Genomic DNA, 22,090 nt, shown 5'->3' with positions numbered 1-22,090 from the left:
GATGTTGATGAATATTAGCGAGCTACAGAAACAGGTTGAAACACGGATAGCGAAAATCGGTTTTCCGGCTCATGCGATCGTCCTTCATACTTCACCTGTCGGGGATGGAACCCCATACATTTCGTTTGAAAACGGGCAGTATAATTATATCTTTTCAGAAAGAGGATTTGAGTTTTCGCGACAAGTGACAGCATCGTCAGATGAGCTTCTTTACTGGATAATCTATGATTTTGTACACGCCATAGCAGTAGACTATGAACTGGCACACCGAATTCCCGGCAAAGACAGCCGACGTATCTATTTCCCTAAGATCGTAGAACTTATGGGCAAAATAGATGAGAGTTGGGGTGTGAAAGCCCAGAGTCATCTTGATGAAATACTGATGAATAGCCCTTTTGAAGATAGCCTTTACCCTTAAACGTTAAAATGGCTATCGATAAAAAAACGTTGATCGTAGAGAAAATGGAACGTATGGCTACTCTATTAAAATTAGGTGGTTATGCCGAATGGTCAGTCAGTATTTTTAAACTGGCTGACCAATATGAGCGTGCACCTGATGATACCAAATACATTTTTCTAAATTTCTATGGTGGCATGGGATCTCTGAATGATCTCGTACTGTACAGAAACGGAAATGTTTTGATGAGTGTAAACAATGAATTCGATCAGCTCAGACGCGAACTGTTTAACCTTCTTTCCTGAACAAAAATCTGCTTTCGCAGGTGGGAATTTCAAGAATGAAAAAGAGCGGTAGATCGTTTGTTAACCTTTTTTACCTGTGCTGCGCGATAGGTCTGGCCGTGTTTATCCTGACGCTCCTTGGCCGTTTAGTCGGTGCGGGATTAGTATGGAATGTGAAGGAGGATTTCCCCTTCTCTTTCAAAGATGTGTTGATATGTCTTGAGTTAACCTGGCTGGGGCTGCCTGCAGGTTTGATCATCTGGTTTTTTTATCACCGGTAAAAGACCTGGACAGGTTGCAATGTGAATCACCTCCCCTCCCTGCTGGCGGGAGATGAAACGAAACAATTATCTTGCTGAAATACAAAGGCAAGCTGATGAGATGATTTTACGAGCAGGCTTTCCAAAACATTCAGTGAATCTGTGTTCTGCTCCCTATAGCGACGGCACTTCCTATATTTCATTCGAAAAAGATTCATATAATTATATTTACTCAGAAAGAGGGTATGAGTTTTCCCGAAAAGTCACTCACTCTTTGAATACGCTGCTTTATTGGATAATGTCCGAATTCGCCTATCAGATTGCCTACCAATATGAGTTAGAGCACCGGATTAAAGGCAGGGATGGATGGCGCATCGCTTTTCCAAAATTTATTGAAATAATGGCGAATATGAACCCAGCCTGGGAGTCGGAAGCGCGAGTTGACATTCAAAAAATTCTGGCTGAAGCACCCTACGACGATAGCCTCTATACATAATTGAGGGCAACATCGCAGCGATGCTGACGCAGGGTAAAATTACAAAGCAAGTGGCCGAAGAGCAGGTGAAGGCCGAAAATGAACGCTATAAGTGCGAAAACTGCGCCGGGATGAGCGCCGAAGCCTGCGCGGTTAAAATGTATATTCACATTAACGATAACAGCATACCTTCTGGTATAAATCGTGCACAATTCAACAGATGGCGCCCTGATTACTGGAAGCAACGAGCTAACGACTTTAAATAGGTAACGATATGACTAATAGCCTGAATGATGTTATTGAAGAGTTAAAGCTAGTGTCCGGGAACGAGAGAAATAATATTCCTTTACCGGATGATGATCTTATTTCTAAATATGAAAGAGAGACAGGCTTTTCTTTTTCATCTGACTACAAGAAACTTCTTAAGGAAGTTGGCAATATCTATTATGGAACAATCGAGCTATTGTCTGTTACAGAAGACAAAAAATTCTATGGTGAGTTGTTAACGGCTATAAATGATGCAAAACAAGTTGGCGTACCTGAATCGTGGCTACCCATATGTGAAGATAACGGTAGTTATTATTGTTTAGACCAACAAGGTCGTGTCCAATACTGGAGTGGCGATGGTGATAGTGAAGAGCAGTGGCCTGATTTAGCCGCTTGGGTGAAAGATGTCTGGATCGATGGCAACTAAGGTAATCCAGGGTAAATATTTTACCAGGAAAACCCTGTAGCCATAAAAGATGATTTTTGGAGCGCCTGCAGAAAGGGTGCTCCAAAAACGCCAGGGTCTTAGTATATTGCCTCATACCCTGGACATTACCTGACAAAAGCCTATGGCGGAATGGGATGTCTACACGATCTCGTATTGTATAGAAACGGAAAGGGTTTGGTTGTTTCTTCAGGCCATAAGGCGGGCACCCTATTATGATAATTAACAATTGCCTGGAACTCGGTTAGCGGAATTTTTTTGCTATGAATTTGTGCTTTAACAAACAAGATATTATTGTTAAGAAATACACGCCAGAGGGGAGTTATAAAATGACAGTGGAATGGGCTAGTTTTATAGATATCCTTGGTAAAAGGGAAGATTCTGTTGAAGTTATTAACCTGTGTCAGGCTATTGGTGAATCCCCGGTTATATCAGCTGATGCTGACGAATATAACGATCCTGATGGGAAAACGAAGTACTATAAATTTTACCACTCTGGTATCGATATGGGGTTTCGGAAAGACTGCTTAAGTCATATTCATTTTTACTTTGGCAATGAAGATGGGCATTCACCTTTTACAGGCAATTTTATCCCGGGAATTAAAGGCGGGATGGACAGGACAGTCATTACAAAATTGCTCGGAAAACCCACTTTGTCTGGCGAAGGCAAAGTCGACATGCTCCTTGGCTGGCTCAATGGATGGTCAAAATACGTATATGGGAACCACTCAATACATCTTCAGTACACGGAGCATAATCACCTGTGCCACGCAACGTTGATGGAAAAATCATAATGGCATAATTTACAACGCTTTTTATCAAATTTTAGCCTGACTGGTATATGATGATTACGGGCATAAAAATTGCCTCATTTGAACTAATTTATCTGTCAGGAAAAATGATGCGTCAATCCCAGGATATTTATAATGACATTGGCTCGGTCTTAATAGCCGCAGCGCCCGATAGTGCTGCAAAAATCATTGCGCGCGCTGAGCTGTCGCCTGAAGGCGACCACTGCAAATGTGAGTTTGATTATGTGGACAGCTCCTCAGGTGAGACAAACTGGTTCACTGCTGGCGCACAAGCCAATGCAGCTTTGCTGGATCTCCTTGTTGAGCTGAGGAGATTTTTTGTGGAAAACGTCTCATCACATCGGCCCTCTTTCTGGCACGCCTGTGAAATAAAGGCCGATGTTAAAAAGCTCAACATCACTATTGATTTTAAATATTCTGATTAGCAGACACTACTCACCTACTACATGAAATCTCAGGATAAATAATTGAGCGAGTTAGACGAGCTGCACAACAGAATCGGTCAATTATTGGTTAATGCCGATCCTGCTGATGCGAAAAAAATCCTTGCTCGCCAGTTACCCTTTACGTCTCCTTTTAGTTAATCTGCGGCATTATTACACCCAGAATAATATGACCAATGGTTATGATGAGTAAACGTGCTCCCCTACCAATACAGGGGGGGCTAATTCCAGGACTATTCCGGCCTTTAAGATTATTCCCTATTTTATCCCCCAGTAAAAAAACTAACAATTCTACCGCCTTAATTTGCAGTGGAATATCTCCAGCCCGACGGGTGGGGAGATACGGCATTACACATAAAAAACGACAACAAGGATTACGGAAAATGAAAAAGCTATCTCTGGCGGTATTGGTTGCGGCGGGTCTGGCAAGTGGCGCGGCTCTGGCAGATAACCAAACCGTTTCTGTCGGTTATGCGCAGAGTAAAGTCGAAGACTTTAAAAATATCCGCGGCGTAAACGTTCAGTATCGCTATGAGTGGGACTCTCCGGTCAGCCTGATGGGCTCATTCACCTATATGAGCGGCGACGAAGATGAACATTATTATCTGTTCTCTGACTCCGTAAAAAACCATATTGAAGCGAAATATTACTCTCTGCTGGTTGGCCCGGCTTACCGTATTAACGACTACGTATCTCTGTATGCGCTGGGCGGCGTGGCGCGTGTGAAAGCCGACGGTCATACCACCTGGGTTAACGGCGGTGATAATTACACCCAGCGCGATAGCATCTCTGAAAAATCGACCTCCTTCGCTTACGGCGCGGGCGTGCAGTTTAACCCAACGCCGGAGCTGGCGATTGGCGTGGGCTACGAAGGCACCAATGCAGACCTGGGCGACGACTACGGCATCAACGGCTGGAACCTGACCGTAGGTTACCGCTTCTAATTCGGTTCCCCCGCCTGGGCGGTGAGATGGGCGATAAATTGCGTCAGCTTCGGCAGCGGACGCAAATCTTGCCGCCAGAGCAGGTGAACCGGCCTGGGTGCCGGGGTAAACGACTCCAGCACCCTGATCAACTTACCGTTTTTAAGTTCCTCTTCCACCAGCACCTCTGGCTGTAGCAGTAGCCCGGCTCCGGCACACGCGGCCATCCGTAATCCATATCCGTCGTTACAGCGCAAAATGGCGTCACGCTTCCAGCGCACCTCCCCTTCCACACCCGGTAAGCGCCACTCGTTGCGGGCAGTCCACACCGTGTGCGACAGGCAGAGATGATCCACCAGATCGGCCGGGGTTTGCGGTGTGCCATGACGCGCCAGATAGTCCGGCGCGGCGCAGATCACCATCCGGTAGGCGCAGAGGTATCGCGCCACCAGATCATGATGATGGATTTCGCCGATGCGGATCGCCAGGTCAATCCCCTCCTCCACCAGATCGACCAGCCGGTTGGTCAGATCCAGCTCTACCCGTACCTCTGGCCAGCTTTGCAGAAAAGTGGCCGCCAGCGGGGCAATAACGCAACCGCCAAACGAGGTGGGCGCACTGACCCGCAGAGTGCCCGCCGGCGCGGTGCGCAGGCGCTCGACGGCGCTCTCGGCGATGCCGAGTTGTTCAATGACGCGTTTCGCCTCGTCGTAATAAACGCGTCCGGCGTCGGTGAGACTCTGGCGGCGTGTGTTTCGCTCCAGCAGACGTGTACCGAGACGCGCTTCTAGCTGGGCAATGTATTTGCCCACCATTACCGCCGACATCTCCAGACGCGTTGCAGCGCCAATAAAACTGCCGCTCTCCAACACCGCGATAAAGGTCTCCATGCCGCGAAGCTTATCCATATTGCAAACCTCTGGTTAGTAATCATCTAACTTTAACCCAGTTTATCCGACTTTTTATTTATTAAAGAATGGAGACACACAACAAGAGGAGTCGGCTATGAAAATCGTGATTATTGGTGCCAGCGGTACGGTGGGTCGTGCGGTAACAGAGGCGTTAAGCGATCGCCATGAGGTGATTCGCGTGGGGCGCACGCAGGGGGAGTATCAGGTGGATATTACCTCGCAGGAGAGCGTCCAGGCCCTGTTCGACACTATCGGTAAGGTGGATGCGATTGTCTCCGCCAGCGGTGGCGTGCACTTTGGCCCGCTCGCCACCATGAAAGCGAGCGATTTCAATCAGGGCTTGCAGGATAAGCTGCTCGGTCAGGTGCGCCTGGCGCTGACCGGCCAGCACTATCTGAATGAAGGGGGCTCCATTACGTTGATTAGCGGCATTATCGCCCACGAGCCTATTGCGCAGGGGGTGAATGCCACCACGGTCAATGCGGCGCTGGAGGGCTTTGTCCGCGCCGCCGCCTGCGAACTGCCGCACGGTATTCGCATTAACCTGATTAGCCCCACGGTGCTCACTGAATCCGCAGAGGCCTATGACGGCTTCTTCCCGGGGTTTGAAAGCGTGCCCGCCGCGAAGGTGGCGCAAGCCTATCGCCGCAGCGTAGAGGGGGTGCAAAGCGGACGGATCTATCAGGTGGGGTATTAATGAAGTCAGTGCGGCCTGTTGCCCTCACCCCAACCCTCTCCAACAGGGAGAGGGAGACAGACGGTGCGGCGTGTTGCCCTCACCCCAGCCCTCTCCCACAGGGAGAGGGGGACAGGCTGCCCCCTAACCCTCTCCCATAGGGAGAGATGCACTTCAGCCCACGGTGCCCCAGACGAGGTTGCCCTTATGGAAGGTGGCGCTACGCGGTGAAATGCGCGCCACCGCTTCGGCGGAGCAGGAGGCATCCACCAGCACAAAGCTGGCCTCGTCCTGTGCTTTCGGCCATACCCGCTCGCCTTTATCATTCAGCGGCAACACATTGCCAGTGGCGATAGCCAGTGCCCGGGAGAGCGTCTGCTCGTTGGGACGGATATAGAGCTGCGCGTAGAGGTTGGCTTTTTCCAGCATGTCCCCCAGGCCATACGGCGACCAGTGGTCAATCACGCTGTCGGTACCGGTCATAACAAACACGCCTTTATCCTGCAGCTGTTTCAGCGGCATATGCAGGGTACCGATGGGCACGGTAGAGGCAATGGTTATCTGCTGCGCTGCCATGCGCGTAGCAATAGCATCCACCTGTTTTTCATCCATCATCGCCAGCGCAAAGGCGTGGCTGATGGTCAGTTTGCCCTTCAGTTCCGGCGTTTTCTCCACGGTTTCTACCATGTAGTTCACCGCTGCAATGCCCGCAGGGCTGGTTTCATGCAGGTGAATATCCACCCCTTTGTCGTAATCGAGCGCTATCTGGAACATCAGATCGAGAGATTTTTCCATAGCGCCGTCGACATTGGTGGGGTCCAGTCCGCCCACGTAGTGCGCCCCGGCCTTCATCGCCTCTCGCATTAACGATTCTGATTTTGAAAACAATAAACCGTGCTGTGGGAAGGCCACGATCTCGCAATCAAACCCGGCACGTCGGCGCGCCAGGACCGCCTGCAGGTTTTCCAGATTCTTCAGGCCGGAGGTCGGTTCAATATTGCAATGGCTGCGGGCGACGGTGGAGCCTTTTGACTGGAGCAGATCGATGAGCTTTTCCGCACGTTCTTGCGTGTAAGGCTGCAGTTCTGGCAACATTTTTTGTTCCAGTCGGATCATGTCCTGGATGGTGGTCCCCGCCGGGCGATTCAGCGAACGCCACGGGCCGCCATAGAAGGTCTTGTCCAGATGAATGTGCATGTCGCGCATCGCGGGCAGCAACAATTTTCCGCCCGCATCGTAGTGCGGCAGGGCTGCATCCGCATGGCTTTTGTTATCGCGCAGTGCGGCTATGTTGCCGTCTTTGATCTCCAGCGTTTTTAGCTCGGTTCGGGTGCTGACAGCCACGTTATTGTCAAACTGGAAGCCCGCTTCCAGAAGGACGTTATCCAGGTAGTAGTGGCTGGCGGTGATGTTCATGGGTTTGCCCGTCTCACAGGCGGGCGCGGCGGTATCGGCAGCATACGCGACGGAACCGGTAGCCCCGAACAGGGCGCAGGCGGTGACCATTTTGCCGCTCTGGCTAATAAACTCACGGCGGCTTTTATTCTCATTCATTGTCTTTTTCCTTTTACTTACGCTTTCACGATGTGGGTACCGGTTTCGCCGCGCAGCGCCGCAGGCAGAGAATCCGGCGAGGTGATCACCACCCGTTTGCCACCCTGCTGCAGGAACGCCAGGCTGGCGACAATTTTGGGGAGCATACTGCCGGCCGGGAAATGGCCCTCTTCCATATAGCGCATCATCTGCGCCACGTTAACTCTCTCCAGCGCTTGCTGGTTGGGCTTGCCGAAATGTATGCAGACTTTCTCGACGCCCGTGGTAATCACCAGTACGTCGGCGTGGATCTCACGGGCCAGCAGCGCGGTAGAGAGATCTTTGTCGATCACCGCATCCACGCTCTGGTAATCCCCCTCCTCGGTGCGGATCACCGGGATACCGCCGCCGCCCGCGCCGATTACAACAAAGCCTTTTTGCGTCAGCGCCTTGATGGCATCGGCCTCTACAATACGAACTGGCTGGGGAGACGCCACCACCCGGCGATAGCCGCGGCCAGCATCCTCGACAAAATGCCAGTCGGGGTGCGCCTGCTGCAGTTCATCACGCTGGGATTCACTGAAGAACGCGCCAATCGGTTTGCTGGGATGGGTAAAGCCAGGATCGTTTTTATCTACTTCTACCTGCGTAACGACGGTGACCGCTTTTTGCTCGCCGCGCGCCGCCAGGCGGTTGTTCAGCGCCTGCTGGATGAGGTAGCCGATACCGCCCTGGGTGTCTGCCACGCAGTTGGCCAGCGGGGTGAGCGGCAGCCCTTCCTGCTCGTGGGCAATTTCAGCGCGCCGGAGATCCAGCCCCACCTGCGGGCCATTACCGTGGGTGAGGACGATGTCATAGTCGGAGGCCAGCATCTCCAGCACCGACTCCGCCACCGCTTTCACCGCCTGGGCCTGATGTTCAATCGACTGGCTGGCGTTATCTTTGATAATGCTGTTGCCGCCGATGGCGACAACCATGAGTTGTTTCATTTTTGTTCCTTTGAGAAGGTGCGGTCTGGTGCCCTCACCCCGGCCCTCTCCCACGGGGAGAGGGGGATTAACGTTCCCTCTCCCCGTGGGAGAGGGTTAGGGTGAGGGCATCAGGCATTATCAGGACTCAGAAACCGGTGCCGCCGCGCTTGCCGCTTCCCGGCTATCCAGCACATGCTTCACCACGAACATACCGCCCATCATCAGGTAGGCCGTAACGAACAGCAGCGAACTGCCTTCGGCGAAGCCGACCACCGGCGCGTGGATCACCCCGAATAGCGCCAGTAGCGCCCCGCCTGCCGCCGCAACGGCGCCGCGCAAAGGTTTGTTGATGATGGCGAAGATAGCGATACAGCCCCAGAGCATACTGGCGAGCGGCGCGCCGCTGCCCAGATGGACTAAACCTTCGTAATAGATCCCTTTGCTGTGCAGCACGTCGGTGCCAATTTTCGCTGCGTTCGTCCCCGCCGCCCCCATCACGCTGTTCATCATGGTCAGCGCCCAGTTGGCGATCCACGGGAACAGGCAGATGAAGATCACGGGCACCTCCACTTTCGGCGTCTCCCTCACCACCTGGTTAGCGGTGACCACGCCAATAAAGACCAGAATCGGCACGATGGCGGTCATCGGAATGATGGCGAGCATAAAGGCCCCCAGCCCGAACAGCGGCACGATGAACATGGTCACGCCGGAGGCCAGGGTGTAGCCGATGCTGGCCCCCATCGCCTTCCAGCCCGCGTGGCCGACGTAGACCGTCACCGGGAAAGGGTTACCCATCAGACAGCCGAGCATCGACGCCAGGCCGTTGGCCAGCATCACTTTACGCGTCGGGTATTCATCTCCCGCCGCATGGGCGCTCTCGATGTTCTCCAGATCAAAGATGTAGTTCGCCAGCCCCAGCGGCACGGCGGAGGCCAGATACGGCAGCGCATGCGGCAGGCCCTGCATAAAGCCGTCGATATGGACGGATGGCGGGTTAAAGCCGAACGACGACATCGAGGCCCTGATCGCCTCCGGGCTTTGCAGGCCGGAGATCCACGCCAGCACCGTACCGGCGATCAACAGCAGCAGGCCGGTCGGAATACGGGCAAAGATCGGCTTTTTGCCAAACCAGTTGATGAAGATCAGCAGCAGTACGATGAACGACACAGTCGGCGCTTCGAAGGCCTGCAGCATCGGGTTCATCGCCAGCAGCAGCAGACCCAGACCGGACAAGCACGACAGCAGCACGGTGCGCGGGATCATCCTGCGGATGGTCTCCCCGAGGAAGGAACCGCCCGCGAGGATCAGCGCCTCAACGAAGCACCACACCAGGCCAATCTGGATGGCGAAATCTGCATCGCCGGTCTGCTGATAGACCGGCATCAACACCAGAAAGGTCACGGTGAAGATCGACGGTGCGCTCGGGCCAGACGGTAGCGCGGTGACGTCGTTACGTCCGGTCTGGCGCGCCATTTGAAGGCCAAACCAGGTGTAGCAGACACTCGCTACCAGTACCGCCAGCCCGAAGGCTGGCGCAATGCGTCCATAAACAATCTCCTTCGGGATGCCGACGACAAAAATGAGCAGCCCCATCATGGTCAGCAGATTGGTCAGGTTGTTGGTCATCAACCCGAAATATGCCGCCCAGTCACCTCTTTTCCACTCCAGTTTCATGCTTTTCATGGATGCTTACCTTATAGGATGTAGCGATCGCGGAAGGTCAACAGCGCCTTTTCAAAACAGCTAAACGGCGGGTGAACGATGCCCGCCCCAATCATGCCGATACCGGCGTCTTTGTGGGCAATGGCGGTGTTGATCACCGGCAGAATGCCACTCCCCGCCACTTTGGTAATGTCGATGGCGGTCGGAATCCCCATAAACGACAGCAGCGGAATAGTGACGTTGGGGTTTTCTCCGAGGGTGATTTCGCGCATCTGGCGGGAGAAGTCGATCGCCTCCTCCACCGTGCCGCCCACCAGCGCTACAATCGCCGGCGCCGTGGCCATGGCGAAGCCGCCGATGCCGTAGGTTTCGGTGATGGCGCTGTCGCCAATATCCAGTCCGGAGTCTTCCGGCTTGTACCCGGCGAACATGGGGCCAATTACCTGCTGTGCCGGGCCGGTAAACCACTGCCCCGGCAGGCCAGAGATGCGCAGCCCGAACTCGTAGCCGTTACGGGCCATGGTGGTGACCACGGTGCTGTATTCGATACCGTGGGCGGCATCCATGGCGGCTTTACACATCGCCATCCACGTCGGGCCGGAGAAGTAGTCGCTGCTGGCGACAAACTCGAACACCTGCCGCTGCTGCTCAACCGGATAACCTGCCTGAATCAGCCCCGGCGTCAGGGCCTGAATCAGCAGCGTGGTGCCTGCGTTGTTGCGGTTGTGGCACTCGTCGCCCATATGCAGCGCCTGCGCCAGCATTAAGCGCAGGTCGATCTCACCGATAATGTTCATGGCATCGCGCAGCATCGGGCCGAGCACGTCGCGCATCCAGTTCAGGCGGTCGATCACGCTCTGGTCATTGGCCCCCATGCGCAGGATCTTCGCCATCTGCTCACTGAGGTTGGTAAAGGCGCGGTTGCCGTAGGTTTTGTTTTCCACAATGTGCATAAACATTGAGGCAGAGGTGATGCCCGCCATGGAGCCGACACAGTCGTGCTCATGGCACGGCGAGAAGGTGATGTCGCCGGAAGCCGCGACGCGCGCTGCGTCCTCGATATCTTTCGCCAGCCCCTCGAAGACCAGCGCCCCGGTCACCGCCCCCTTCATCGCACCGCACATATTTTCCCAGGTCACAGGCGGGCCCGCATGCAGAATGGTGGTGCGGGTCATCCCCGGCACCACATTGATGGCCTGGTCGTAGCCCACCAGCACCGGATGAGATTGAATGATGCGCTCAAGGGCCACTTTATTGGCGGCAGCGATCTTCTCGGCCAGCGGTTTATCCGCCAGCTGATCGAGCGCCTCCACCACCTGCATATTGCCCTGCCCCGGCGGCGTCCAGTCGAGCTGGGTTACGGGGATGTGCTGTTTTTTTAGATCGTCGCTAAACATCGCAATGCCAACGTTGATCACGTTCAGTGGCTGGTTGAATAAGGTGGTCATTATGCGTTCTCCCCTTTGCAGACAAATTCACGCGCCAGTAATCCGGTGTTGGTACTGCTGCTGGCCCAGATCACGCCCGCGTCCGTGAGTAACTGGCACTGCTGCGCCAGGGACTGCGGATCCTGATCGGTGCCCAGTACATAGCCCAGGATCGCCAGTGGGCGATGGTCGGCTTTGGCGATCGCCTGTGCCTCTTTGATAGCGTCGATCATCACGCCAACCGGATCCTCATGCGCGCCAAAACCGAGGACGAAGTCCATCACGATCACCCCTACCTCCGGATCGCGCGCTTCCTGCAGCAGGCGACTAATACGGTTGGTGGGATCGATCATCGGGTGGGGTTTGCCGTTGGTGAAGTCGTCGTCACCAAAGTCGAGGAAGGTGTGTGCCTGGCTGACATTAATGTCGCGCAGGCGTTTTGTCGTATCCGGCTGAATGTTGCTGTAGACGTCGTCAAATTTCTCCAGCGCGGCGAACATCGCTTCATCACACAGGGTGCCGCCGCAGAACAGGCCGCGAATGTATTTTTGCTGCGGCGTCAGGCGGGTGCGTACCTCTTCAATCAGCGGCCAGTTCAGCGGATGCAGATCCAGAGACTCTTTTTTAATACCCGTAAGCAGTACCGCTTTTAATGCCGCCTCTTTCGTGCCGCGGGCAAACTGCAGGCCATTCTCATCGGCCGGAGGATCGTTGCGCCCGAGGAAACAGACCACCACCGGCTTGCGGCAGGCGCGTGCGCGGGCCAGCACTTTTTCCGCCACCGCCGGGGCAGGCGGCTTGGAGATCAGCGCGATCGTCTCAGTACCCTCATCCGCCTCCAGCATGTCGATGGCATCGAGCATCATCAGGCCGCCAATTTTTTCGCTCAGATCGCGCCCGCCGGTGCCAATCAGCTGCGAGACGCCGCCGCCAAATTCGTGGATGCGCACGCTCAGCTCCTGGCTGCCGGTGCCGGAGGCGCCCACAATACCGATTGGCCCACGGCGTACCGCGTTGGCGAAGCAGAGCCCCGCGCCGTTGATGATGGCGGTGCCGCAGTCCGGCCCCATCATCAGCAGCCCTTTCTGGTGCGCCAGCTGCTTCAGCGCCAGCTCGTCGTCGAGCGACACATTGTCGGAAAAGAGCATTACGTTCAGGTCGTTTTCCAGGGCCTGCCGCGCTTCGCGGGCGGCAAAGGTGCCATTTACCGAGATCACGGCAAGGTTTGCTTCCGGACGGTGTTTTTTGGCGCTGGTTAGCGTCGCATAGCGCGCTTCGTGCGCGCCCGCGCTCTCTTTACGGACGAAGAGGGCTTCGATGGCGGCCAGGGTGTCGTCGTCGGCGGCATCGCCTTTAATGACAATCATCAGATCGCCGTTTTTGGCCGCCTCTAATTCCGGGGTCAGTAAGCCGAGATTGCGTAATACCCCTTTATTCATTTCAGTCGCCATGGCGACAAAGGCCTGCTCTACGCCCGGTAATTTATTGGCTTTTGTTGAAACCGACATCAACGAGACAGAGTCAAAATAACTGTTCTTTTTCACAACGATTTTGGTTGGCATGATTTCCTCCCGAATTCGGGCAAAAGGGTGGCCGCCATCCTGCCATTTGGCATGATGGTAAAAAGGGTTCTGTTATTTCAGGCCAGCCGGACAGCTGGCCGCGCTGAATTACGCGCCTGCGGCGATCAGCAGTTCGGCGATTTCGCTAAAGCCTTTTTCGCGCGCCAGTTCGAGCGGAGACTTACCGTATTTATCGGTCATGTGAGGGTTCGCGCCATGATCAAGCAGGAGTTTGACGATCTCTTGCTGTTTCGCCCCGCCATCGTTAAGCACGATGGCTTCCAGCAACGGCGTCCAGCCCACGAAATTAGTATGGTTAACGTTGATATCCGTTTTCGCCAGCAGCTCGCGCACAATCTCTACATGCCCTTTTTCGCTGGCCGGCGTAATGCCCACGCCGCCAAAGCGGGTGAGGCGATCCAGATCCGGGTTTGCGGGCAGTACGATTCGCAGCAGGGTTAAATCGTTAGTCAGGCAGCTAATTAAAAAGGGGTTGAAGCAGGTGTGATCCTGCTGGTCGATATTCGCACCGGCAGCAATTAAGAGTTCAACGCAGGGATAATGCTTATTCAGACTGGCAATGATAATGGCGGTGCGTTTTTGACGATTAGTGGCATTGATATCTACCCCTTTCGCCAGACAGGCTTTAAGCCCCTCGGTATCACCTTGTTCAGCGGCAACGAGAAATTCCGTGACGAGTTCATTCGCAGACATATTCACACTCCTGGTTTTCCTTTCTGATGCGTTGAGAATAGCAACAGCGATCCCGGAAAAGAATCCGCTTAAAAAGCATTCATCGTAAGGAGAGTGATTATTAAATAGCGTTCAACAATCCGGTGATAATGTGCGTCTGTGCAATCTTTTTCTTATGTTTTCTGCCCTTTTCTGCCTTAAAACAGCATTCTGCTTATATCTCGTCAGCCCTTGCACTGCGGGGCTCGCAACAAATTCACAGAAGTGTGATTTGCTTCAAATGAGTTGTAAGCGCAGTGTTAAATATTGTTCAAAACTGGTTGCCGCCAACGCGGTTTATAAATAGATTCAACCGATGCGAAAAGCCCGAAAGGTGAGCGATGAATTCTATTTTTACCGAAGAGAACTTACTGGCATTTACTACCGCCGCCCGTTTTAGCAGCTTCAGTAAGGCGGCAGACGAGCTGGGGGTGACGACATCTGCCATTAGCTACACCATCAAGCGAATGGAGACCGGGCTGGACGTGGTGCTGTTTGTGCGCAATACCCGCAGTATTGAACTGACGGAATCGGGCTTCTATTTCTACCGCAAAGCTACCGATCTGCTAAATGACTTTCATGCCATCAAGCGCAGCATCGACACTATCTCGCAGGGCATTGAAGCCCGGGTGCGGATCTGCATTAATCAGCTGCTGTATACCCCACGGCACACGGCTCGCCTTCTCCAGGTCTTGAAAAAGCAATTCCCCACGACGCAGATTACGGTCACGACTGAAGTCTACAACGGCGTCTGGGATTCGATTATTAATAATCAGGCCAATATCGCCATCGGCGCGCCGGACACCCTGCTCGACGGCGGTGGCATTGATTACACCGAAATCGGCGCGATTCGCTGGGTCTTTGCCATCGCCCCCACGCATCCGCTGGCCTTTGCCCCCGAGCCGCTTGCCGAAAGTCAGCTACGGCTCTATCCCAACATCATGGTGGAAGACACCGCCCATACCATCAACAAAAAAGTCGGCTGGCTGCTGCACGGGCAGGAAGCCATTCTGGTTCCCGATTTCAATACCAAGTGCCAGTGTCAGATTTTGGGTGAAGGGATTGGGTTTTTACCGGAATACATGGCGCGCGAAGCGGTAGGAGATGGCCTGTTGGTGACGCGGAAGATTAATAATCCGCGCCAGGACTCACGCATGCTGCTGGCCACGCAGCATGCGGCCACCGGCCAGGTGACCCGCTGGATTAAAGAGCAGTTTAAGCCCCAGGGGGTACTGACCGGGATTTATAACGATTTACTGTGGCGGGACTAGCTGCGGCTCTGTACCCAGAAGGCGTGAATCAGGCCCGGGATGTAACCCAGCAGCGTCAACACGATGTTGATGATAAATGCCCAGCCGAAACCTTTGCCAAGCAGCACGCCCAGCGGCGGTAACAGAATGGTAATAACAATACGCCAGAAACCCATAATTTCTCCATGCAAGCAATCAGGTCATTGTAAAAAAAGAGATTTATCTCTAAGCGTAGCGAGTTTACTGCGCCTCGCCATTTTTGACGCCCGCTTTTACCCTCCTTTACCCTCTTTACACTGACTGAGGCTGGCGATTTAAAGCCAGATCAAAGGTTAGACTGTACCCCTGACGGCGGCTGGGCTAATGTTAGGGTCACGATAACAATGAGGAGGTATGTATGTTTTCTGTCGGCGATCTTGTGCAACCGCGTATGGGCGGTCCAAAACTGAAAGTCTTAGAAGTGAATGAAGATCAGGTGGTTGTGGTGCAAGCCAGTAACGAAGCGGGCGAGCGCTTTACCGTAAAAGCGGCAGACCTGACGCCGTATCAGGAAGAAGGGGATTTCGGCGTCTGCTAAGCAGACGCTACCGGGCGGTGAGTGCCGCCCGGTGCGCACGAATTAGATCAGAAAATCATCCAGCGATTTACCGTTCGCCAGTGCGACGGAAATAGGCTTAGGCGTACGTCCCTGACCGGTCCAGGTTTTTTCCTGACCATCGGCATCAGTAAAACGGTATTTAGGCGCACGGACTTTACGTTTTTTCGGCTGTGCTGCGCCAATAGCGGCTTCAGAGCCCAGCAGATCTTCGGCGGAAATACCGTCTGCTTTCATACGCTCCAGCAAGGCAGCTATTTTTTGCTGCTGTTCAGCACGCTGCTGCTCAGCTTCAAGCTGCTCAGCACGCTTCTCTTCGATAACAATACGCAGCTTTTCCTGCATGTCTTCCAGTACCTCGAGAGAGAAATCACGAGCCATCGCGCGCAGCGTACGGATATTATTCAAATTCTGTAACAACGAAGTCATATAATATGAAGACCTTTTCTAATCGTTTAAATATCATTTACCGTCCGATAGTAATCTATTTGCTTTTGAACATCCAGATTATAGCGCACGAAATTATAATTAATGCCGCCTACCCTGCCGATAATAAAATATAGGCAGGGTATTTCGCCACCATTAGTCCTTTATTTGTCGACCTGGTTTATATCTTATTTATTAATGTTAAATATAGTAAACAGCACGACATGGAATATCTATTCAGATTATCTGCATAAAATACATTTCTTACAGGCAGCATATCCTACTTATTATTCCACTTATCAGAAACAATCCACGCAGACGCCCCCTCCTGCATACCAGAAAAGCGTATCCCGTTTAATGGGGCCTATGCCAATTGTCAGCCCGCAGCAAGACAGAGCTTATCTTATTGTTTTAAAACAATAAAATAAGCAGCAGGAGACAAAATAACGACCAGGTTCAAAAATCGCCAATTTTAGAGAATTTTGTTGCCAAAAGCGTAACAAATAAAAATTAATCACTAATTGTGAGCTAACAGGCAGAGATATAATCTATACGCGAAAAATAATGCAACTTAAAGCACCGTACAACATTGCTTTGACGTCTTCTTAGCCCTCTTTCCAAGGAGTTCTGACATGTTCTCTCGACAGTCTCGCCTGCGCCATGCGGTAGCAGACACCTTTGCGATGGTTGTCTACTGCTCGGTTGTGAACATGCTGATCGAGATCTTTCTCTCCGGGATGAGCTTTGAACAGTCGCTTTCTTCCAGGCTGGTGGCGGTGCCGGTCAATATACTTATTGCATGGCCTTACGGTTTTTACCGCGATGCCATTATGCGCTATGCGCGCCGCGTAAGCCCAACGGGCTGGATGAAAAATCTGGCAGATGTACTGGCCTATGTGACCTTTCAGTCGCCGGTGTATGTCGCTATTTTGCTCACGGTGGGCGCTGACTGGCACCAGATTGCTGCCGCTGTCAGTTCAAATATTGTGGTTTCAATGCTGATGGGTGCGGCTTACGGTTATTTTCTCGATTATTGCCGCCGCCTGTTCCGGGTCAGCCCGTATAGCCCGGTAAAAGCGCAGGATGCAGCGACTGGCTGATGCCAGTCGCGTTTTTATTGCTGTTCGCCGAACAGACCTGTCAGAAAACGTTCCAGCGCCATCCGGGAGCTGAACCCGTGCGGAATACCATAATGTTCATGCCTTTCCCCGCCTAGATAGAGGGGAAATTGCTGATACTGATCGCAGGTTTTTATCTCTGAGGCAGGTTCCGCATAAGACAAACTTTTGTCTTTAAGCGTTGGATGGATGATCAGCGCCGTGCGTCCCATACGCGCTTCCCGGTTTACATAGACATAATTTTCACCACGGCGATAGCCGTACGCTTTTTGCGTTACCGCATCCATAGTAAATCCGGCTTTTTCAAGAACGCGCGCAACCTCATCAGGTCGTAAATACATATTTAATCCTCATTATCTTTTCCTGCCCGGCAACCTTACCGTAATCAGCAATAGCAGTGCTTTCAGAAAATTCCATAAACGGCCAATTATGCCGTGACAGACTTCAGATATTAAAAACCTGGACTAAACTCTTTAATACCGCAAATTCAAGGGAGGAATGTATGTTTAACAGATCAAACCGAAATGATGTGGATGACGGCGTTCAGGATATTCATAACGATGTCAGCAAATTAGCCGACACGCTGGAAGATGTTCTGAAGTCCTGGGGATCAGATGCGAAAGATGACGCAGATGTCGCCAGACGCAAAGCGAAAGCGTTACTGCGTGAAACCCGCGCCCGTATGCAGGGTCGCTCCCGGACCCAGCAAGCAGCATGTGATGCGATGGGGTGTGCAACCACCTTTATCCGCGAAAAACCGCTGTGTGCCGTCGGTACCGTGGCCGCTGTCGGGATCTTCGTCGGTGCGCTGCTGAGCCTGCGTAAATAGTCACGGATCCGGGCTATTACTCTGCCCCTGCTAACCTCCGTTAGCGGGGGTTTTCTTTTTTTGGCTGAAAAGCCGCTATACCACCCCCTCCCCCGCTGTGCTCATCAACAGAGGCCCATCAATCTAATTTTCCCATATCTTGTATGGTTGAAACTTTAGATAACTACATCTAGTATTCCTTTAAGCAACACAGACACTACTGCTCGCGATTTTTCGCGGCGTCCTGTTATTCTAAATGGAAATACGAATCATGAGCATTACTATTTACACTCGTAACAACTGTGTGCAGTGCCTCGCAACGAAACGTGCGATGGAAAACCGCGGCGTGTCCTTCGAGATGGTGAATGTTGATCAGGTTCCGGATGCCGCCGAGACACTCCGCGCGCGCGGTTTTCGCCAGCTACCTGTGGTGATCGCCGGCGAGACCAGCTGGTCTGGCTTCCGCCCGGACATGATTAACCGTCTTCAGGCGCAGGCCACCAGCGCATGAGCCTGCTTGTCTACTTCTCCAGTAGCTCGGAAAACACGCACCGCTTTATCACGCGTGTTGGGCTGCCGGCAATCCGTATCCCCCTCAACGAGCGGGAGCGCATTCAGGTAGACGAACCCTACATTCTGGTGGTGCCGAGCTATGGCGGCGGCGGCACCGCGGGGGCTGTACCCCGTCAGGCGATTCGCTTTCTTAACGATCCGCATAACCGGGCGCTGATCCGCGGGGTTATCGCGGCGGGTAATCGCAATTTTGGCGAGGCCTACTGCCGCGCCGGGGATGTTATCTCTCAAAAATGCGGCGTGCCGTATCTCTATCGCTTTGAACTGATGGGGACACAGCAGGACGTAGAGAATGTGCGTAAAGGAGTAAACGAATTTTGGCAACGACAACCGCAGAACGCGTAAACCAGGGAACGACCGACTACCACGCCCTGAATGCGATGCTTAACCTCTACGATCGTGAGGGGCGTATTCAGTTTGAGAAAGACCACCAGGCGGTGGACGCCTTTTTCACGCACCATGTGATCCCTAATAGCATGACTTTCGCCAGCGTAACGGCCCGACTCGACTACCTGGTGAGTGAAGGCTATTACGAAGAGCGCGTGCTGGCCCGCTACGATCCCCGCTTTCTGGTTTCGCTTTTCGAGCACGCTCACGCCAGCGGTTTTCGTTTCAAGACGTTCCTTGGCGCCTGGAAGTTTTACACCAGTTACACCCTGAAGACCTTCGATGGGAAACGCTATCTTGAGCGCTTTGAAGATCGGGTCGTGATGGTGGCGTTAACCCTTGCACAGGGGAATGAGACGCTGGCGCAACAACTCACAGAAGAGATGTTGTCCGGCCGCTTTCAACCGGCGACGCCCACGTTCCTGAACTGCGGAAAAGCGCAGCGTGGTGAGCTGGTCTCCTGCTTCCTGCTGCGTATTGAAGACAATATGGAGTCGATTGGCCGGGCCGTGAACTCCGCGTTACAGCTCTCTAAGCGCGGCGGCGGGGTCGCGTTTCTCCTCTCAAATCTGCGGGAATCGGGCGCACCTATCAAGCGCATTGAGAATCAGTCGTCCGGCGTTATTCCGGTCATGAAGATGCTGGAGGATGCGTTCTCTTATGCCAACCAGCTGGGCGCCCGCCAGGGAGCGGGGGCGGTCTATCTGCATGCGCACCATCCGGATATTTTGCGCTTCCTGGATACCAAACGTGAAAATGCCGATGAAAAGATCCGTATCAAAACCCTCTCGCTGGGTGTGGTGATCCCGGATATCACCTTTAAACTTGCGAAAGAGAACGCGGAGATGGCCCTCTTTTCGCCTTACGATATCGAGCGCTTGTATGGCAAACCCTTTGGCGACGTGGCGATAAGCGAACTGTATGACGAGCTGATTGCTGACGATCGCATTCGCAAAAAGTACATTAATGCCCGTGATTTCTTCCAGACTTTGGCCGAGATTCAGTTTGAGTCCGGTTATCCGTACATCATGTATGAAGACACGGTAAACCGCGCCAGCCCCATCGCCGGCCGCATTAATATGAGCAACCTGTGCTCCGAGATTTTGCAGGTTAACAGCGCCTCGACCTACGATGAAAATCTTGATTACGCCGATATCGGCAAGGATATCTCCTGTAATCTCGGGTCGCTGAACATTGCCCATACCATGGACTCCCCCAATTTTGGCCGCACGGTTGAGACTGCCGTGCGCGGCCTGACGGCGGTATCGGACATGAGCCATATCCGCAGCGTGCCGTCCATTGAGGCGGGCAATGCCGCCTCGCATGCTATTGGGCTTGGGCAGATGAATTTGCACGGCTATCTGGCGCGCGAAGGTATCGCCTACGGCAGCCCGGAGGGGCTGGATTTTACCAACCTCTATTTCTACACCATCACCTGGCATGCGCTGAACACCTCAATGATGCTGGCGCGCGAACGGGGCCAACGCTTTGCCGGGTTTGAGCAGTCACGCTACGCCAGCGGGGAATATTTCAGCCAGTATCTGGAAGGTGACTGGCAGCCGAAGACCGCCAAAGTGCGCGACCTGTTTGCTCGCGCCGGGATTGTGTTGCCGACCCGCGCAATGTGGCAGCAGCTGCGTAATGACGTGATGGAGTATGGGATCTATAACCAGAACCTGCAGGCCGTGCCGCCTACCGGCTCGATCTCCTATATCAACCACGCGACCTCCAGCATCCATCCGATTGTGTCGAAGGTGGAGATTCGCAAAGAGGGCAAAACCGGCCGCGTTTACTACCCTGCCCCCTTTATGACCAATGACAACCTGGCGCTGTATCAGGACGCGTATGAAATCGGCCCGGAAAAGATTATCGATACTTACGCCGAGGCGACCAGGCATGTGGATCAGGGGCTCTCGTTAACGCTCTTTTTCCCGGATAGCGCCACCACGCGCGATATTAATAGAGCGCAAATCTATGCCTGGAAGAAAGGGATCAAGACGCTGTACTACATTCGCCTGCGCCAGCTTGCGCTGGAAGGTACCGAAATTGAAGGTTGCGTGTCCTGCGCGCTGTAAGGAGAGAGGATGAAACTGTCACTGGTTCGCGCCATTAACTGGAACAAAATCGAGGACGATAAGGATCTGGAGGTCTGGAATCGCCTCACCAGTAACTTCTGGCTGCCTGAAAAGGTTCCGCTCTCCAATGATATTTCAGCCTGGCAAACCCTGACGCAGGCCGAGCAGCAGCTGACCATTCGCGTTTTTACCGGGCTGACGCTGCTGGATACGATTCAGAACACCCTGGGCGCACCGGCGTTGATGGCAGATGCGCTCACCCCGCACGAAGAGGCGGTGATGTCGAATATCAGCTTTATGGAGGCGGTACATGCCCGCTCTTACAGCTCGATTTTCTCGACGCTTTGCCAGACCAAAGATGTGGACGCGGCCTATACATGGAGCGAAGAGAACGCTGCGTTGCAGCGGAAAGCCGAACTGATACTGCACCACTACCGCGCCGATGAACCGTTGAAAAAGAAAATCGCCAGCGTGTTTCTGGAATCTTTCCTCTTCTATTCCGGCTTCTGGCTGCCGATGTACTGGTCGAGTCGCGGCAAGTTGACCAACACCGCCGATCTGATTCGCTTGATCATTCGTGATGAAGCGGTGCATGGCTATTACATCGGCTATAAGTTCCAGAAAGGGCTGGAGAAAGTCAGCGACGCCAGGCGTGAAGAGTTACAAAGCTTTGCGCTGGATTTGTTAATGGATCTCTATGACAACGAACTGCAATACACTGAAAGCGTATACGCGGGAACGGGCTGGGAAGAAGAGGTGAAAGCGTTCCTCTGTTACAATGCCAATAAAGCGCTAATGAACCTCGGTTATGAGGCGCTCTTCCCCCCCGAAATGGCGGAAGTGAACCCGGCCATCCTGGCGGCGCTGTCACCCAACGCGGATGAAAACCATGACTTCTTTTCCGGGTCGGGTTCATCTTACGTTATGGGTAAAGCGGTGGAGACGGAAGATACAGACTGGGACTTTTAATCTGCGAATTAACGTTTATTAATTTAATATAAATCGCATTCTTTTCCCGCAAATATTTCCACACCTTCTACACTGTAATTTCTATGCCCTATTCACCTGAATCACTCTG

At 53.2% G+C, this 22,090-nt stretch carries 29 protein-coding genes; 19 read left to right on the top strand and 10 right to left on the bottom strand.

What is annotated here, in order from left to right; translation table 11 throughout:
- The first annotated feature begins 1 nt into the window (after window position 1).
- The 10 genes from B2Q93_RS07115 (at window position 2) to B2Q93_RS07075 (ending at window position 4,327) form a co-directional block, all read left to right on the top strand.
- Window positions 2-418 (top strand): Imm63 family immunity protein, encoded by a 417-nt coding sequence (locus B2Q93_RS07115; protein ID WP_212476323.1) that lies wholly within the window; start codon window positions 2-4, stop codon window positions 416-418.
- 8 nt (window positions 419-426) lie between these two features.
- Window positions 427-702, top strand: a complete 276-nt coding sequence (locus B2Q93_RS07110) for a DUF6966 domain-containing protein (RefSeq protein WP_286932325.1) — start codon at window positions 427-429, stop codon at window positions 700-702.
- 35 nt (window positions 703-737) lie between these two features.
- The gene (locus B2Q93_RS07105) at window positions 738-962 is read left to right on the top strand and encodes a hypothetical protein (RefSeq protein WP_286932323.1); all 225 of its coding nucleotides are present in this window, start codon (window positions 738-740) and stop codon (window positions 960-962) included.
- Between the two features lie 52 nt (window positions 963-1,014).
- Window positions 1,015-1,437 (top strand): Imm63 family immunity protein, encoded by a 423-nt coding sequence (locus tag B2Q93_RS07100; RefSeq protein WP_286932321.1) that lies wholly within the window; start codon window positions 1,015-1,017, stop codon window positions 1,435-1,437.
- Window positions 1,438-1,457: 20 nt separating this feature from the next.
- Window positions 1,458-1,682 (top strand): HNH/ENDO VII family nuclease, encoded by a 225-nt coding sequence (locus B2Q93_RS21225; RefSeq protein WP_212476329.1) that lies wholly within the window; start codon window positions 1,458-1,460, stop codon window positions 1,680-1,682.
- 8 nt (window positions 1,683-1,690) lie between these two features.
- Complete coding sequence (locus B2Q93_RS07090) at window positions 1,691-2,110, top strand: SMI1/KNR4 family protein (RefSeq protein WP_286808182.1); 420 nt, start codon at window positions 1,691-1,693, stop codon at window positions 2,108-2,110.
- 105 nt (window positions 2,111-2,215) lie between these two features.
- Complete coding sequence (locus B2Q93_RS21255; RefSeq protein WP_414671902.1) at window positions 2,216-2,347, top strand: DUF6966 domain-containing protein; 132 nt, start codon at window positions 2,216-2,218, stop codon at window positions 2,345-2,347.
- A 110-nt stretch (window positions 2,348-2,457) separates the two neighbouring features.
- Window positions 2,458-2,922, top strand: a complete 465-nt coding sequence (locus tag B2Q93_RS07085) for a hypothetical protein (protein WP_286808180.1) — start codon at window positions 2,458-2,460, stop codon at window positions 2,920-2,922.
- A gap of 47 nt (window positions 2,923-2,969) precedes the next feature.
- Window positions 2,970-3,365 carry a hypothetical protein gene (locus B2Q93_RS07080; protein WP_286808178.1) on the top strand — a complete coding sequence of 132 codons (396 nt, stop codon included), beginning with the start codon at window positions 2,970-2,972 and terminating at the stop codon, window positions 3,363-3,365.
- Window positions 3,366-3,766: 401 nt separating this feature from the next.
- Window positions 3,767-4,327 carry an Ail/Lom family outer membrane beta-barrel protein gene (locus B2Q93_RS07075; RefSeq protein WP_040074328.1) on the top strand — a complete coding sequence of 187 codons (561 nt, stop codon included), beginning with the start codon at window positions 3,767-3,769 and terminating at the stop codon, window positions 4,325-4,327.
- On the opposite strand, the gene B2Q93_RS07070 is transcribed toward B2Q93_RS07075, so the two are convergent.
- On the bottom strand, window positions 4,324-5,214 hold the full coding sequence (locus B2Q93_RS07070) for a LysR family transcriptional regulator (protein ID WP_286932320.1): 891 nt from the start codon (window positions 5,212-5,214) through the stop codon (window positions 4,324-4,326). The genes B2Q93_RS07075 and B2Q93_RS07070 overlap by 4 nt on opposite strands.
- 97 nt (window positions 5,215-5,311) lie before the next feature.
- On the opposite strand from B2Q93_RS07070, the gene B2Q93_RS07065 reads away from it, so the two are divergent.
- Window positions 5,312-5,914 (top strand): short chain dehydrogenase, encoded by a 603-nt coding sequence (locus B2Q93_RS07065; RefSeq protein WP_286787161.1) that lies wholly within the window; start codon window positions 5,312-5,314, stop codon window positions 5,912-5,914.
- Between the two features lie 153 nt (window positions 5,915-6,067).
- Here the strand turns inward: B2Q93_RS07065 and B2Q93_RS07060 are convergent, their stop codons facing one another.
- The 6 genes from B2Q93_RS07060 to B2Q93_RS07035 all read right to left on the bottom strand — a co-directional run bounded on the left by B2Q93_RS07060 (window position 6,068) and on the right by B2Q93_RS07035 (window position 13,762).
- Window positions 6,068-7,447, bottom strand: coding sequence for an amidohydrolase family protein (locus B2Q93_RS07060; RefSeq protein WP_286932319.1), 1,380 nt, complete (start codon window positions 7,445-7,447; stop codon window positions 6,068-6,070).
- A gap of 17 nt (window positions 7,448-7,464) precedes the next feature.
- The gene (locus B2Q93_RS07055) at window positions 7,465-8,415 is read right to left on the bottom strand and encodes a carbamate kinase family protein (RefSeq protein WP_286932317.1); all 951 of its coding nucleotides are present in this window, start codon (window positions 8,413-8,415) and stop codon (window positions 7,465-7,467) included.
- Window positions 8,416-8,535: 120 nt separating this feature from the next.
- Entirely contained in the window at window positions 8,536-10,080 is a 1,545-nt protein-coding gene (locus B2Q93_RS07050) for a hypothetical protein (RefSeq protein WP_046886104.1), read from the bottom strand.
- A gap of 11 nt (window positions 10,081-10,091) precedes the next feature.
- Entirely contained in the window at window positions 10,092-11,507 is a 1,416-nt protein-coding gene (locus B2Q93_RS07045; protein ID WP_286932315.1) for a DUF1116 domain-containing protein, read from the bottom strand.
- Entirely contained in the window at window positions 11,507-13,048 is a 1,542-nt protein-coding gene (fdrA, locus tag B2Q93_RS07040) for an acyl-CoA synthetase FdrA (protein WP_286932314.1), read from the bottom strand. The genes B2Q93_RS07045 and fdrA overlap by 1 nt, the downstream gene beginning before the upstream one ends.
- 108 nt (window positions 13,049-13,156) lie before the next feature.
- On the bottom strand, window positions 13,157-13,762 hold the full coding sequence (locus B2Q93_RS07035; protein ID WP_046886107.1) for an ankyrin repeat domain-containing protein: 606 nt from the start codon (window positions 13,760-13,762) through the stop codon (window positions 13,157-13,159).
- A gap of 359 nt (window positions 13,763-14,121) precedes the next feature.
- Here B2Q93_RS07035 and B2Q93_RS07030 point away from each other — a divergent pair, with 359 nt between their 5' ends.
- Window positions 14,122-15,051: a LysR substrate-binding domain-containing protein gene (locus B2Q93_RS07030; protein ID WP_207292272.1), complete on the top strand. Its 930-nt coding sequence runs from the start codon at window positions 14,122-14,124 to the stop codon at window positions 15,049-15,051.
- Here B2Q93_RS07030 and B2Q93_RS07025 read toward each other — a convergent pair.
- Entirely contained in the window at window positions 15,048-15,206 is a 159-nt protein-coding gene (locus B2Q93_RS07025) for a YqaE/Pmp3 family membrane protein (RefSeq protein WP_040074316.1), read from the bottom strand. The genes B2Q93_RS07030 and B2Q93_RS07025 overlap by 4 nt on opposite strands.
- Before the next feature lie 221 nt (window positions 15,207-15,427).
- Between B2Q93_RS07025 and B2Q93_RS07020 the strand changes: the two genes are divergently transcribed.
- Entirely contained in the window at window positions 15,428-15,607 is a 180-nt protein-coding gene (locus B2Q93_RS07020) for a hypothetical protein (RefSeq protein WP_040074315.1), read from the top strand.
- 42 nt (window positions 15,608-15,649) lie between these two features.
- Here B2Q93_RS07020 and stpA read toward each other — a convergent pair whose 3' ends face one another.
- Window positions 15,650-16,054 carry a DNA-binding protein StpA gene (gene stpA / locus B2Q93_RS07015; protein WP_046886109.1) on the bottom strand — a complete coding sequence of 135 codons (405 nt, stop codon included), beginning with the start codon at window positions 16,052-16,054 and terminating at the stop codon, window positions 15,650-15,652.
- A gap of 629 nt (window positions 16,055-16,683) precedes the next feature.
- Between stpA and alaE the strand changes: the two genes are divergently transcribed.
- Window positions 16,684-17,151, top strand: a complete 468-nt coding sequence (gene alaE, locus B2Q93_RS07010) for an L-alanine exporter AlaE (protein ID WP_046886110.1) — start codon at window positions 16,684-16,686, stop codon at window positions 17,149-17,151.
- Between the two features lie 14 nt (window positions 17,152-17,165).
- On the opposite strand, the gene B2Q93_RS07005 is transcribed toward alaE, so the two are convergent.
- On the bottom strand, window positions 17,166-17,510 hold the full coding sequence (locus B2Q93_RS07005) for a DUF2002 family protein (protein WP_046886111.1): 345 nt from the start codon (window positions 17,508-17,510) through the stop codon (window positions 17,166-17,168).
- A gap of 161 nt (window positions 17,511-17,671) precedes the next feature.
- On the opposite strand from B2Q93_RS07005, the gene B2Q93_RS07000 reads away from it, so the two are divergent.
- From B2Q93_RS07000 to nrdF, 5 genes are all read left to right on the top strand, one after another.
- Entirely contained in the window at window positions 17,672-17,998 is a 327-nt protein-coding gene (locus B2Q93_RS07000) for a DUF883 domain-containing protein (RefSeq protein WP_040074311.1), read from the top strand.
- 235 nt (window positions 17,999-18,233) lie between these two features.
- Window positions 18,234-18,488: a glutaredoxin-like protein NrdH gene (nrdH, locus tag B2Q93_RS06995; protein WP_072056361.1), complete on the top strand. Its 255-nt coding sequence runs from the start codon at window positions 18,234-18,236 to the stop codon at window positions 18,486-18,488.
- The gene (gene nrdI, locus B2Q93_RS06990) at window positions 18,485-18,895 is read left to right on the top strand and encodes a class Ib ribonucleoside-diphosphate reductase assembly flavoprotein NrdI (RefSeq protein ID WP_040074309.1); all 411 of its coding nucleotides are present in this window, start codon (window positions 18,485-18,487) and stop codon (window positions 18,893-18,895) included. The genes nrdH and nrdI overlap by 4 nt, the downstream gene beginning before the upstream one ends.
- Window positions 18,868-21,012 (top strand): class 1b ribonucleoside-diphosphate reductase subunit alpha, encoded by a 2,145-nt coding sequence (nrdE, locus tag B2Q93_RS06985; RefSeq protein WP_207292275.1) that lies wholly within the window; start codon window positions 18,868-18,870, stop codon window positions 21,010-21,012. The genes nrdI and nrdE overlap by 28 nt, the downstream gene beginning before the upstream one ends.
- 9 nt (window positions 21,013-21,021) lie before the next feature.
- A complete protein-coding gene (nrdF, locus tag B2Q93_RS06980; RefSeq protein WP_212476349.1) occupies window positions 21,022-21,981 on the top strand; it encodes a class 1b ribonucleoside-diphosphate reductase subunit beta in 960 nt (319 codons plus the stop codon).
- Window positions 21,982-22,090 lie beyond the last annotated feature (109 nt).

The sequence above is a fragment of the Leclercia sp. UBA5958 genome (assembly GCF_002430365.1).
Lineage (GTDB): Bacteria > Pseudomonadota > Gammaproteobacteria > Enterobacterales > Enterobacteriaceae > Enterobacter > Enterobacter pneumoniae.
This window is presented reverse-complemented; position numbering and strand designations above follow the sequence as displayed.

Excerpts from the sequence above, each read along its gene's own strand:
- B2Q93_RS07115 (WP_212476323.1), top strand. The coding sequence starts at position 2 with ATGTTGATGAATATTAGCGAGCTACAGAAACAGGTTGAAACACGGATA.
- B2Q93_RS07110 (WP_286932325.1), top strand. The coding sequence starts at position 427 with ATGGCTATCGATAAAAAAACGTTGATCGTAGAGAAAATGGAACGTATG.
- B2Q93_RS07105 (WP_286932323.1), top strand. The coding sequence starts at position 738 with ATGAAAAAGAGCGGTAGATCGTTTGTTAACCTTTTTTACCTGTGCTGC.
- B2Q93_RS07100 (WP_286932321.1), top strand. The coding sequence starts at position 1,015 with ATGAAACGAAACAATTATCTTGCTGAAATACAAAGGCAAGCTGATGAG.
- B2Q93_RS21225 (WP_212476329.1), top strand. The coding sequence starts at position 1,458 with ATGCTGACGCAGGGTAAAATTACAAAGCAAGTGGCCGAAGAGCAGGTG.
- B2Q93_RS07090 (WP_286808182.1), top strand. The coding sequence starts at position 1,691 with ATGACTAATAGCCTGAATGATGTTATTGAAGAGTTAAAGCTAGTGTCC.
- B2Q93_RS07085 (WP_286808180.1), top strand. The coding sequence starts at position 2,458 with ATGACAGTGGAATGGGCTAGTTTTATAGATATCCTTGGTAAAAGGGAA.
- B2Q93_RS07080 (WP_286808178.1), top strand. The coding sequence starts at position 2,970 with ATGATGATTACGGGCATAAAAATTGCCTCATTTGAACTAATTTATCTG.
- B2Q93_RS07075 (WP_040074328.1), top strand. The coding sequence starts at position 3,767 with ATGAAAAAGCTATCTCTGGCGGTATTGGTTGCGGCGGGTCTGGCAAGT.
- B2Q93_RS07070 (WP_286932320.1), bottom strand. The coding sequence starts at position 5,214 with ATGGATAAGCTTCGCGGCATGGAGACCTTTATCGCGGTGTTGGAGAGC.
- B2Q93_RS07065 (WP_286787161.1), top strand. The coding sequence starts at position 5,312 with ATGAAAATCGTGATTATTGGTGCCAGCGGTACGGTGGGTCGTGCGGTA.
- B2Q93_RS07060 (WP_286932319.1), bottom strand. The coding sequence starts at position 7,447 with ATGAATGAGAATAAAAGCCGCCGTGAGTTTATTAGCCAGAGCGGCAAA.
- B2Q93_RS07055 (WP_286932317.1), bottom strand. The coding sequence starts at position 8,415 with ATGAAACAACTCATGGTTGTCGCCATCGGCGGCAACAGCATTATCAAA.
- B2Q93_RS07050 (WP_046886104.1), bottom strand. The coding sequence starts at position 10,080 with ATGAAAAGCATGAAACTGGAGTGGAAAAGAGGTGACTGGGCGGCATAT.
- B2Q93_RS07045 (WP_286932315.1), bottom strand. The coding sequence starts at position 11,507 with ATGACCACCTTATTCAACCAGCCACTGAACGTGATCAACGTTGGCATT.
- fdrA (WP_286932314.1), bottom strand. The coding sequence starts at position 13,048 with ATGCCAACCAAAATCGTTGTGAAAAAGAACAGTTATTTTGACTCTGTC.
- B2Q93_RS07035 (WP_046886107.1), bottom strand. The coding sequence starts at position 13,762 with ATGTCTGCGAATGAACTCGTCACGGAATTTCTCGTTGCCGCTGAACAA.
- B2Q93_RS07030 (WP_207292272.1), top strand. The coding sequence starts at position 14,122 with ATGAATTCTATTTTTACCGAAGAGAACTTACTGGCATTTACTACCGCC.
- B2Q93_RS07025 (WP_040074316.1), bottom strand. The coding sequence starts at position 15,206 with ATGGGTTTCTGGCGTATTGTTATTACCATTCTGTTACCGCCGCTGGGC.
- B2Q93_RS07020 (WP_040074315.1), top strand. The coding sequence starts at position 15,428 with ATGTTTTCTGTCGGCGATCTTGTGCAACCGCGTATGGGCGGTCCAAAA.
- stpA (WP_046886109.1), bottom strand. The coding sequence starts at position 16,054 with ATGACTTCGTTGTTACAGAATTTGAATAATATCCGTACGCTGCGCGCG.
- alaE (WP_046886110.1), top strand. The coding sequence starts at position 16,684 with ATGTTCTCTCGACAGTCTCGCCTGCGCCATGCGGTAGCAGACACCTTT.
- B2Q93_RS07005 (WP_046886111.1), bottom strand. The coding sequence starts at position 17,510 with ATGTATTTACGACCTGATGAGGTTGCGCGCGTTCTTGAAAAAGCCGGA.
- B2Q93_RS07000 (WP_040074311.1), top strand. The coding sequence starts at position 17,672 with ATGTTTAACAGATCAAACCGAAATGATGTGGATGACGGCGTTCAGGAT.
- nrdH (WP_072056361.1), top strand. The coding sequence starts at position 18,234 with ATGGAAATACGAATCATGAGCATTACTATTTACACTCGTAACAACTGT.
- nrdI (WP_040074309.1), top strand. The coding sequence starts at position 18,485 with ATGAGCCTGCTTGTCTACTTCTCCAGTAGCTCGGAAAACACGCACCGC.
- nrdF (WP_212476349.1), top strand. The coding sequence starts at position 21,022 with ATGAAACTGTCACTGGTTCGCGCCATTAACTGGAACAAAATCGAGGAC.